The sequence below is a fragment of the Stenotrophomonas panacihumi genome, assembly GCF_001431645.1.
GTDB lineage: Bacteria > Pseudomonadota > Gammaproteobacteria > Xanthomonadales > Xanthomonadaceae > Stenotrophomonas_A > Stenotrophomonas_A panacihumi.
In genome coordinates, this window is the sequence record NZ_LLXU01000128.1 from 44,260 (window position 1) to 55,417 (window position 11,158).

Below are 11,158 nucleotides of genomic sequence, written 5' to 3' on the forward strand. Positions count from 1 at the left end.
CGCGCGCCGCCGTCCTGCATGAAGCATCGTGAACGGATCGCCGCCTACCGGCTGCTGCGCGAACGCCCGCTGTGGAAGCTGCTGGCGGCCGACCACGCGCCGGAACTGATCGGCTTGCTGCAGGGCCTGCTGCTCGACCACGAGCGGCGCCTGCCTTCGGCGGTGCTGCACGAACGCCTGCAGCGCCAGCTTGATGTCCTGCGCGCCGACGAACTCTCGCGCGAACTGCCGCGCACCGCCCAGGCTTATGTGGCGCACTGGCTCGCCCAGGGCTGGCTGGAACGCCGGCTGCCGGAGGGCGCGGAAGAAGAAGAGTACGAACTCTCCCGCGCGGCGACCCAGGCGATCCGCTTCATCGCCAGCCTCGGCGATGGCCATGCCGGCCGCGCCACCGAAAGCCGCCTGTCGCTGGTGATCCAGCAGCTGGTGCAGCTGGCCGGGCAGACCGAATCCGACCCCGATACCCGCCTGGCCGCGCTGCAGGCCGAACGCGCGCGCCTGGACGAGGAAATCGCCCGCGTGCAGGCCGGCCAGCTGGCCGCGCTGGACGGCAAGCGCGCGCTGGAGCGCACCCGCGACCTGATCCACCTGACCGACGAACTCGCCGAGGACTTCCACCGCGTCCGCGACGACTTCGAGCGCCTCAACCGCGAATTCCGCGAACGCATCATCGACGACGAAGGCGCGCGCGGCGACGTGCTCGAGCGCCTGTTCGAAGGCGTGGACGTCATCGCCGACAGCGAGGCCGGCCGCAGCTTCCAGGCGTTCTGGAACCTGCTCAACGACCACGAGCAGGCCGGCCGCCTGGACGAAGCACTGGAAGCGCTGCTGGCGCGTGGCTTCGCCCGCCGGCTCGGCCGCGACGAGCGCGCCTTCCTGCGCGGGCTCACCGGCACGCTGCTCGAACGCGGCGGCGAGGTGCACGCGGTGATGCAGCATTTCGCCCGCAGCCTGCGCGGCTTCGTGCAGAGCCGCGGTTACCTGGAACAGCGCCGCCTGCACCAGCTGCTGCGGCAAGCCCAGGGCGAGGCATTGCAGTTGCGCGAGCGCCTGCATGCCACCACGCAGACCGGATATACGCTGGCGTTGAGCGGCAGCCGCCTGCGCTCGCTGTCGCAGTGGCGGCTGCATGACCCGCGCAGCGTGCGCGTGGATGGCCGCGTGCAGGCCGCCGAGGTGGCGGCGATCTCGCTGGAGAGCGTGGGTGACCTGGTCGCGCAGTCGGAGATCGACGTGCGCGGGTTGCGCCGCGATCTGCACGAGCTGCTCGGTGAGCACCTGCGCCTGAGCATCGGCGAAGCGCTGCGGCACCGGCCCGCCGTGCAGGGCCTGGGCACCGTGATCGGCTACCTCTCGCTGGGCACGCGCCATGGCGTGCTGAGCGAGGACGAATGGGAAATCGTGGAGTGGCAGGGCGGGGACGGCAGCGCGCGGCGCGCGCGCATCCCGCTGGTGCGCTTCACCCGGGAGAAACGAGATGAACTGGTCTGAAGACCCCGACACCGAAGATCGCGAACGCCAGGCCCTGCTGATCGGCGAAGCCGCCAGCGCCGCCGGCCAGCCGCTGTTCGTCGGCGACACCGGCAGCCTGCCGTTCGCCGCGCGGCGCGCGCTGTGCCAGCTGCTGGCCGGCCCGAGCATCGACGCGCAGCGGCACGGCGCGCTGTGGCCCGCCCTGCTGCGCCACGAGGACGATATCCGACGCGTGCTGTGCGAGCTGTTCATGGAACTGGTGCTCGACCGCGAAGGCGGCGTGGCCTTCACCCGCCAGGCCGATACCGCCGAGCTGGAATCGCCCACGCTGCTGCGCGCCGCGCCGCTGACCTTCATCGAATCGGCGCTGCTGCTGCACCTGCGCCAGCGGCTGGCCGAGGCCGATACCCGCGGCGAGCGCGCCGTGGTGGAAGAAGCCCAGCTGGTGGAGGCGATGTCGGTATACGAGCGGCATGTGTCCACCGACCGCGCCGGCTATGCGCGCCGCGTGCTGACGGCCATCGCCAAGATGCGTGACCACCAGCTGCTGGCGCGCCTGCGCGGCAGCGAGGACCGCTACGAGGTCTCGCCGGTGCTCAAGCTGCTGTTCTCGGCTGAAGAAGTGCAGGCGCTCTCGCAGGCCTACCGCGAGCTGCGCGAAGGCAACGCCAGCCTGGCCCTGGCCGCGGCCGACGAGGAATGAGCCGATGAACCAGCTGACCCGTTCGCCCGCGCTGCAGCCCACCGGCCTGTTCAACGACGCCACGCTCGACCCGCGCGCGCGGCAGTTCCGCATGCGCCGCCTGCAGGTGCACAACTGGGGCACCTTCAGTGGCCTGACCGACGTGCCGATCGCCGAGCGCGGCTTCCTGTTCGTCGGCCGCTCGGGTTCGGGCAAGTCGACGCTGCTGGATGCGATGTCCGCGCTGCTGACGCCACCGAGCATCGTGGATTTCAACGCCGCCGCGCGCGAAGCCGAGCGCAGCGGGCGCGACCGCAACCTCGTCTCCTACGTGCGCGGCGCCTGGGCCGACCAGCAGGACAGCAGCTCCGGCGAGATCGCCACCCAGTACCTGCGCGCCGGCGCTACCTGGACCGCGCTGGTGCTGGAGTACCACAACGCCCTGGGCGAGGTGGTCAGCCTGGTGCGGCTGTTCTGGATTGCCGGCAGCGGCAATGCGGCGGCCGACGTGCGCCGGCATTACCTGGTGGCGAAGCGGCCGTTCGACATCGCCACCGAACTGGAAGGCTTCGACCTGGACCTGCGCCGCCTGCGCGCGCGGCTGGGCGAGGACGTGCAGCACTTCGACAGCTTCGCCGGCTATGCCGAGCATTTCCGCGAACTGCTCGGCATCGGCAACGAGATGGCGCTGCGCCTGCTGCACAAGACGCAGTCGGCGAAGAACCTGGGCGACCTCAATGCCTTCCTGCGCGGCTTCATGCTCGACGAGCCGCGTACCTTCGAGGCCGCCGACCGGCTGGTCGAGGATTTCGCCGAGCTCGATGGCGCGCACCAGGCGGTGGTCACCGCGCGGCGGCAGGTCGAAACGCTTTCCCCCGCGCGCGAGCACCATGCCGCGTTGATGGCCCTGCGCCGCAGCGTCGGCGAACTGCGCGAACTGCAGCTGGGCGTGGATGGGTATCGCGAACAGCGACGCGCCGAGCTGCTGCAGGCGCGGTTGATCGAACTCGATACGCAGGATCGCGGCCTTGCCGGCGAGGAAGGGCAGCGCCGCGAGTCGCTCGACAACCACGAAGAGAAGCTGGCCGGGCTCGAACGCGAGCAGCGGGCGCAGGGCGGCGAGCAGATCGAGGCACTGGAGCGTGAGCGTACCCGCATCGAGCGCGAGCGCGACGAGCGTTCGCGCCGGCGCAGCCAGATCGAGCAGGCGTGCCGTCAGCTTGGCACGGGGCTGGCGGGCAGCGCGGTGGGCTTTGCCGAACAGGTCGCGCATGCGCGCGAGCTGCTGGCCGGCAATCGCGAGCAGGCCGGGTCGGTGGACGAGGCCATCGCCGAACGCATGGCCGAGCGGCGTGAGGACGAACGCCGCTTTGCCGTCATCCGTGCCGAGATCGAGGCACTGAAGAAGGCGCCGTCGAGCATCCCGGCGCCGATGCAGGCGCTGCGCGCGCGGCTGTGCGAGGACACCGGGCTCAGCGAAGCGGCGCTGCCGTTCGTGGGCGAACTGCTGCAGGTGCGCGAAGACCAGATCGCCTGGCGCGGCGCCATCGAGCGCGTGCTGCATGGCTTCGCGCAGTCGCTGTTGGTGGACGAGCGGCACCATGCGCAGGTCGCCGACTGGGCCAACCGCACCCACCTGGGCACCCGGCTGGTCTACTTCCGCGTGCGCCGCAATGAGAACCTGCAGCCGCGCGAAGCGTCCGCGCGCAGCCTGCCCGGCAAGCTGCTGCTGCGCGAGCACGCGCACGCCGACTGGCTTCGCCATGAACTGGCGCGGCGCTTCGATTACGACTGCGTGGACAACGCCTCCGCGCTGCGCAACGCCGACAAGGCGATCACCCGCGAGGGCCAGGTCAAGCATCCGGGCGATCGCTACGAGAAGGACGACCGCCACGCGGTGGGCGATCGCAAGCGCTGGCTGCTCGGCTACGACAACCGCGACAAGCTCAAGGTCTTCGAGCGCGAGGGCCAGCAGCTGGCGCAGCGCATCGCTGCTTGCGATGCCGATGTCGCCGCCCTGCGCGCCCAGCGCGAGCAGGGGCAGGAACGCACCCTCGCCGCGCATACGCTGGTGGAGCGCGACTGGGACGAGATCGACGTCGCCCCGAAGCTGCAGCGCCTGACGGATATCGACGAGCAGCTGCGCCAGCTGCGCGAAGGCGATACCGGCCTGCGCGAACTGGGCCAGGCGCTGGAACACGCGCGCGGCCTGCGCGACCAGGCGCGCCGCACCTACGAGGACGTGCGCCTGGAGCGCGCGCAGCTGGCGCGCGAGCGCGGCCGGCTGGAACACCTGCAGCAGGCCAGCCAGGGCCGGGTCGGCGGTTCGCTGACGCCCACCCAGCTGGAAGGCCTGCAGCAACGCCTGGCGGAACTGCCCACGCTGGGCCTGGACAACCTCGAAGCGCACTTCCGCGTGGTCGAGCGGGGCCTGGCCGAACAGCTGGCCGAAAGCCAGGGCCGCGACAGCCGCCTGAGCCAGTTGCTGGTCGATTGTTTCCGCAAGTACTGCCAGCAGTGGCCGGAAGACAGCGGCGACTTCACCGTGAGCGTGGCCAGCGCGGACGATTTCCTCGCCCGCCTGGACCGGCTGGAAAGCGACGGCCTGCCGCGCCACGAGAACCGCTTCTTCGAGTTGCTGCAGACCCAGAGCAAGAACAACCTGCTGGCGCTGCAGCGGCATGCTGCCGAAGCGCACAAGGGTATCCGCCAGCGCATGGACGAGGTCAACGCCAGCCTGGAGCAGGTGCCGTTCAACCGCGGCACCGTGCTGACCATCGAGGTGAGCGACCGCCGGCTGCCGGAAGTGCAGGAGTTCCAGCAGCAGCTGCGCTCGGTGCTGGCGCAGCAGCAGACCGAGGACCGCGCGCTGGCCGAGGCGCAGTTCGACACCCTGCGCGGTTTGGTCGCCCGGCTGGGCGCCGACGACAACGAGCAGCGGCGCTGGCGCGAGCAGGTGCTGGACGTGCGCCTGCACGTGGAGTTCGTCGGCGTGGAGCTGGATGCGCTCACCCGCGCGCAGATCGAGATCTACCGCAGCGGCGCCGGCAAGTCCGGCGGGCAGCGCCAGAAGCTGGCGACCACCTGTCTGGCGGCGGCGCTGCGCTACCAGCTGGGCGGCGAGGATGGCGAGCTGCCGCGCTATTGCGCGGTCGTGCTCGACGAGGCGTTCGACAAGGCCGACAACGAATTCACCGCCCTGGCGATGAACATCTTCGAGAACTTCGGTTTCCAGATGATCGTGGCGACGCCGCTGAAGTCGGTGATGACGCTGGAGCCGTTCATCGGCGGCGCGTGTTTCGTGGAGATCAGCGGGCGGCACACTTCCGGCGTGCTGCTGGTGGAGTACGACGACGAGGCGAACCGGTTGAAGTTGCCCGAGCGGGCGCGCGGCGGGGCGGTTGAAGTGCCGCCGCAGCCAGAGCCGGTCGTGGAGACCGCCCTGGCGGCGGCCGTCGAAGTGGCCAAGCCGCCGGCGAAAGCGAAGCCGAAGGCGAAGCAGCCTGCGGCCACCAAGCCCGCAAGGAAGGTGGCCGCGCCGAAGAAGGCACTCGCTTCGGCCAAGCCTGCCAGGGCGAAGGCCGCCGCCAAGCCGGCCGCATCGAAGAAGCCGGCCAAGCCGAAGAAATGATCCATCGACGGGGCGCAGGCAGGCGCCCCGGACTCAGCCGCGCAGGGTGTCCCAGCCCATGCGCGCGATCAGCACGATCACCAGCACCAGGAACAGCTGCCGGATCAGCGGCGTGCCGCCGCGCAGCGCCAGCCGCGTGCCGGTGAACGCGCCGGCCACGTTCGCCGCCGCCATCGGGATCGCCGCGGCCAGCAGGATCTTGCCGCTGGGCAGGAAGAAGGCGAGCGCGGCGACATTGGTCGCCAGGTTCACCACTTTCGACGCCGCCGAGGCGCGCAGGAAGTCCAGGCCGAAGAAGCGGATGAACAGGAAGATCAGGAAGCTGCCCGTGCCCGGGCCGAAGAAGCCGTCGTAGAAACCGATCGCCGCGCCCATGCCCAGTGCCATCGCCAGTTCCCTGCGGCCGATCTCGCGTGGCCGGTGCAGCGCGCCGAAATCCTTCTTCACCAGCGTGTAGGCCAGCATCGCCACCAGCAGGACGAGGATCAGCGGACGCACTGCCTCGCGCGGCAGCAGGCTCACCGCGGTGGCGCCGAGGAAGGAGAACGCGAAGGCGGTGGTCGCGGCATACAGCACCGGGCGCCATGGGAAACGCACGTTGCGTGCGTAGCGCCAGGTCGCCATGCCGGTGCCGAACATCGAACTGAACTTGTTGGTGCCCAGCAGCACCGCCGGCACTTCGCGCGGCAGCGTGGCGAACAGCCCGGGCAGCTGGATCAACCCGCCACCGCCCACCGCCGCATCGACCAGGCCGGCGGCGAAGGCGATGCACAGCAGCCACGGCAGTTCGGTAGGCAGGAAGTCGAGCACGGGCGTGGCAGGCGGGCGAGGGCGCGCCAGCATACGCGCTGCCTGCCGGCCTGCCCATGCGCCGGAAGGCGGGTGCGCCGGGCGGGCGCAGGCCGCACAATCGGGGCATGAATGTTTCGCGCCGTCCACCCGCCGATCCGTGTCCCTGCGGACGCCCCCTGTCGTACGCCACCTGCTGCGGCCGTTACCACGCCGGCGCGCCGGCGCCGGATGCCGAGTCGCTGATGCGTTCGCGCTACAGCGCCTATGTCCGCCATGACGCCGACTACCTGCTGCGCACCTGGCACGCCACCACGCGCCCGCCGGCGCTGTCGCTGGACGAACCGGCGGGCGCGCGCACCATCTGGCTGGGGCTGGACGTGTTGCGCGCCGCCGACACCGGCCCGGACCGCGCCGAGGTCGAATTCCGCGCCCGGTACCGGGTGGGCGGCGGGAGCGCCGTGCGGATGCAGGAGCACAGCCGCTTCGTCCGCGAGGACGGCCAGTGGTTCTACCTGGACGCGGTGTGAGCCGGCCCCCCGTGAAGGCGGTCTGCACGCCGCGTTCGCGCGCGCTGGCTATGCTGGCTTCCGGGATAGGCAGGGCCGTGGTTCGGCAAAGGGACGGCGATGGGCAACCTCAGTCTCTGGTTATGGATGTTGATCGGGGTCGTGGTATTCGGTGTCCTCGTGCCAGGTGCCCTGGCCGCCTGGATGATCCGCTGGCCTCCCCGCCGTTCGAGCGCGCGACCGATGGTCGTCGGGTCGGAGCGGCCTGATGAGCTGGCGCGTGGTCCCGGGGTGTTCCGCGATCTGGCTTGAGCGGTGGCGCGCGGTGCGCGTTGGGCTGCTTGCATGCGGCCTGCTGGGCTGCGCGCCCGCTTTTGCCGCTGACGATGCGGCCTGGACGCGTTGCCTGACGAGCCTGCGTGAGAGCGCGCAGGCAAAGGGTATCGACGCCGCGACGTTCGACCAGCATCTGGCACAGGTCCAGCCGGACGCCAGCGTGCTGGCCCTGCTCGACGCGCAACCGGAATTCACCACGCCGCTGTGGGATTACCTGGCCGCCTTGGTCGACGAGGAGCGCGTGGCCGACGGCAAGGCGTTCCTGGCGCGGTACCGCGGCCTGCTCGATGGCATTGCCGCGCAGTACGGCGTGGATGCCGAGACCGTCGTGGCGGTGTGGGGCGTGGAGAGCGATTACGGCCGGGTCACCGGCAAGCGCCCTTTGCTGGTGTCGCTGGCGACGCTGTCGTGCGAAGGCCGCCGCCAACCGTTCTTCCGCGGCGAACTGTTCGCGCTGCTGCAACTGCTGCAGGACGGCGACCTGGCCGCTGCGCCCACCGGCTCGTGGGCCGGCGCGTTCGGGCAGACCCAGTTCATGCCCACGACCTATCGGCGCATCGCGGTGGATGGCGATGGCGATGGGCGCCGCGATCTGGTCGCCAGCGTGCCCGATGCGTTGGCGTCCACGGCGAACTACCTGGCGCGCGCGGGATGGGAAAGCGGGCAGCCTTGGGGCGAGGAGGTCATCTTGCCGGAAGGCTTCGATGCCACGCGTACCGGCCGCAAGCAGCGCCGGCCCTGGCGGGAATGGCGCGCGTTGGGCGTGCGCGAGGTGGAAGGCCGGCCTTCGCATTTGTCCCGCATCACCGACGACACCCCGGCGGCCGTGCTGTTGCCCACCGGCGCGCAGGGCCCGGCGTTCCTCGTCTTCGCCAACTACGATGCGATCTACGCCTACAACGCCGCGGAGAGCTATGCGCTGGCCATCGCGCTGCTCTCCGATCGCCTGCGCGGCGAGCCGGGGCTGGCCACCGCCTGGCCGACGCCGGACCCCGGGCTGGATCGCGCCCATCGCCGTGAACTGCAACGCCTGTTGATCGCGCGCGGGCATGAACTCGGCGGCGCCGACGGCATGCTCGGCACCGCCACGCGGCGCGCCATCCAGACCGAGCAGCAGCGGCTTGGCCTGCAGCCCGCCGACGGCAGGGCGGGGCAGTCCATCCTGGTCGCACTGAAAGCCGAAGCACCGGCCCCTGTCGCGCTGAAGGGGACGGCCTTCACACTGCCGGCCGCCTATCCTCGTTTCGTCCAATCCCCCATCGTGAGCAAGCACCGCGCCATGAAAGACGTCCCCGGCCTGAGCACAGGCGATTTCCACGGCTTCCCCTCGCTGCTGGTCAGCACGCCGCATTCCACGGCCGCCATCAGCCTGTTCGGCGGGCAGCTGCTGTCCTTCGTGCCGGCCGGGCAGGAGGACGTGATGTGGCTGTCGCCGCTGGCCAAGCCGACGCCCACGCCCATCCGCGGTGGCACGCCGGTGTGCTGGCCGTACTTCGGCCGGCAGGACCAGACCGGCGACGTGCCCGCGCACGGCTTCGTGCGCACCGTGCCGTGGCAGTTGGTCGATGCGAGTCGCGAAGCCGACGGCACCGTGGTGCTGCACATGGCGCCGCCCGTGATGGAGGATCTGTCGTTGCGCCTGCGCATGACCGTGCGCATCGGCCGCACGCTGGAGCAGTCGCTGGAAACCGAGAACGTGGGCCGCGAGACCGTGCGCTTCACCCAGGCGCTGCACAACTACTTCCACGTCGGTGATGCGCTGCAGGTCAGCACGGAGGGCGTCGATGGCCTGGATTACCTCGACAAGTTCGAGAACTATGCGGTCGCCCACCGCCAGCAGGGCGATTGGAGCCTGCGTGATCCGCGCGACCCCGGCCGCAGCGATCGCATCTACCTGGAAGCTGGCGGCCGCTACGGGTTGGTGGACCCGGTGCTGCGTCGCCGCATCGAGCTGCGAACCGAAGGCAGCAAGACCCTCGTGGCCTGGAACCCGGGCGAAGCGGGCGCGGCGAAGATGGACGACGTGCGCGAAGGGTGGCGGCAATACGTGTGCCTGGAAGCGGCCAACGCGGGGCCAGACGTGATCGAGCTGGCGCCGGGCGCGCGCCACGTCCTGCGCCAGACCATCGACAGCACGCCGCTGTAACCGCGCGGCGCGCCGCCCGCCGGCGGCGCGCTTCATTACACTGCGGACTTCCGTGTTGGGGTCCGCACCATGCCTGCCTCGTTTCCGGTTCCAGGGCCGCGCCGCGCGGCGATGATCTTCATCTTCATCACCGTGCTGATCGACGTGCTGTCGTTCGGCGTGGTGATTCCGGTCCTGCCGGACCTGGTGCGGCAGTTCACCGGCGGCGACTACGCTGATGCGGCGCACTGGATCGGCTGGTTCGGCTTCCTCTTCGCCGCGATCCAGTTCTTCTGTTCGCCGATCCAGGGCGCGCTGTCGGACCGTTACGGCAGGCGCGCGGTGATCCTGCTGTCGTGCTTTGGCCTGGGCATGGATTTCCTGCTGATGGCCGTCGCGCACACATTGCCGCTGCTGCTATTGGCGCGTGTGTTCTCCGGGGTGTTCTCGGCGAGCTTTTCCACCGCCAACGCCTACATCGCCGACGTCACCTCGCCGGAGAAGCGGGCCCAGGCTTATGGGATGCTCGGGGCCGCGTTCGGTATCGGGTTTGTCGCCGGGCCGTTGATCGGCGGATGGCTGGGGGGTTTCGGACTGCGCTGGCCGTTCTGGTTCGCGGCCGCCTTGTCGCTGACCAATTTCCTCTATGGCTGGTTCGTGCTCCCCGAATCGCTGCCGCCGGAGAAGCGCATCCCGCGTTTCGACTGGAGCCATGCCAACCCGTTCGGCGCGCTGAAGCTGCTGCGCAGCTATCCCTCGGTGTTTGGCCTGGCGGCGGTGATCTTCCTGGCCAACCTCGCGCACTACGTGTATCCGAGCATATTCGTGCTGTTTGCTGGCTACCTCTACGGCTGGGGGCCGCGCGAAGTGAGTTGGGTACTCGCGTTGGTGGGGGTGTGCAGCATCGTGGTCAACGCGCTGCTGGTGGGGCGCATCGTGGCGCGTTTGGGAGAACGGCGCGCGTTGCTGTTTGGCCTGGGGTGTGGGGTCGTGGGCTTCGCGATCTATGGCATGGCCGGGAGTGGCCGCGCGTTCCTCATCGGCGTGCCCATCAGTTCGCTCTGGGCAGTCGCGGGACCGGCCGCGCAAGCGCTCATCACCCGACGCGTGGGCGCGGAAGTGCAAGGGCGCATACAGGGCGCGTTGATGAGCCTCATCAGCCTGGCCGGCGTGGCGGGGCCGCTGTTGTTCGCCAACGTATTCGCCTGGGGTATCGACCGCCATGCGGCAATCCATGTGCCGGGCGCGCCCTGGTTGCTGGCGGGTCTGCTGCTCGCATGTGGTTGGTGGGTGGCCTGGTGGCGCGCAGCCGCGCCGGAGCGCGCAGCGACCTGATGCAGCGCATGCGCGCATGCATGTGCGCGCGTATCGCATGTGGTCAATGACACACACAAGAGTTGACGCATTGCGCTGTATCGCTACACTGCGCCACCTCGTCAACGACAACGCTTCGGCGGAAACGCAGACGACGCCAACTTCGCTTTCACAGGGTGTTGACGGAATGAAAAAGCCGGCTAAGATGTGCGGCTCGCTTCGACGAAACGACCTTCGGGTCACGGAGACGAAGCGGTCAACTTCCTCGGAAACGAGGTGTTGACGAAACGAAAAAGTCC

General features: G+C 69.9%; 6 protein-coding genes and 1 pseudogene. 6 read left to right on the top strand and 1 reads right to left on the bottom strand.

Going from position 1 to position 11,158, the window contains the following annotated elements:
• The first annotated feature begins 18 nt into the window (after positions 1–18).
• The 3 genes and pseudogenes from ARC20_RS16375 to ARC20_RS16385 form a co-directional block, all read left to right on the top strand.
• On the top strand, positions 19–1,491 hold the full coding sequence (locus ARC20_RS16375; protein WP_057649060.1) for a DUF3375 domain-containing protein: 1,473 nt from the start codon (positions 19–21) through the stop codon (positions 1,489–1,491).
• The gene (locus ARC20_RS16380) at positions 1,478–2,176 is read left to right on the top strand and encodes a DUF4194 domain-containing protein (RefSeq protein ID WP_057649062.1); all 699 of its coding nucleotides are present in this window, start codon (positions 1,478–1,480) and stop codon (positions 2,174–2,176) included. The genes ARC20_RS16375 and ARC20_RS16380 overlap by 14 nt, the downstream gene beginning before the upstream one ends.
• A 4-nt stretch (positions 2,177–2,180) precedes the next feature.
• Positions 2,181–5,774 (top strand): annotated as a pseudogene (locus ARC20_RS16385) (ATP-binding protein); the annotation flags it as partial.
• A 45-nt stretch (positions 5,775–5,819) separates the two neighbouring features.
• On the opposite strand, the gene ARC20_RS16390 reads toward ARC20_RS16385, so the two are convergent.
• Entirely contained in the window at positions 5,820–6,596 is a 777-nt protein-coding gene (locus ARC20_RS16390) for a sulfite exporter TauE/SafE family protein (protein WP_057649074.1), read from the bottom strand.
• Positions 6,597–6,703: 107 nt separating this feature from the next.
• Between ARC20_RS16390 and ARC20_RS16395 the strand changes: the two genes are divergently transcribed.
• From ARC20_RS16395 to ARC20_RS16405, 3 genes are all read left to right on the top strand, one after another.
• Positions 6,704–7,105 (top strand): YchJ family metal-binding protein, encoded by a 402-nt coding sequence (locus ARC20_RS16395; protein ID WP_081418242.1) that lies wholly within the window; start codon positions 6,704–6,706, stop codon positions 7,103–7,105.
• Between the two features lie 247 nt (positions 7,106–7,352).
• Positions 7,353–9,566: a lytic murein transglycosylase gene (locus tag ARC20_RS16400; protein ID WP_081418243.1), complete on the top strand. Its 2,214-nt coding sequence runs from the start codon at positions 7,353–7,355 to the stop codon at positions 9,564–9,566.
• A 69-nt stretch (positions 9,567–9,635) separates the two neighbouring features.
• Positions 9,636–10,880: a TCR/Tet family MFS transporter gene (locus ARC20_RS16405; protein ID WP_057649068.1), complete on the top strand. Its 1,245-nt coding sequence runs from the start codon at positions 9,636–9,638 to the stop codon at positions 10,878–10,880.
• Positions 10,881–11,158 lie beyond the last annotated feature (278 nt).

Excerpts from the sequence above, each read along its gene's own strand:
- ARC20_RS16375 (WP_057649060.1), top strand. The coding sequence starts at position 19 with ATGAAGCATCGTGAACGGATCGCCGCCTACCGGCTGCTGCGCGAACGC.
- ARC20_RS16380 (WP_057649062.1), top strand. The coding sequence starts at position 1,478 with ATGAACTGGTCTGAAGACCCCGACACCGAAGATCGCGAACGCCAGGCC.
- ARC20_RS16395 (WP_081418242.1), top strand. The coding sequence starts at position 6,704 with ATGAATGTTTCGCGCCGTCCACCCGCCGATCCGTGTCCCTGCGGACGC.
- ARC20_RS16400 (WP_081418243.1), top strand. The coding sequence starts at position 7,353 with ATGAGCTGGCGCGTGGTCCCGGGGTGTTCCGCGATCTGGCTTGAGCGG.
- ARC20_RS16405 (WP_057649068.1), top strand. The coding sequence starts at position 9,636 with ATGCCTGCCTCGTTTCCGGTTCCAGGGCCGCGCCGCGCGGCGATGATC.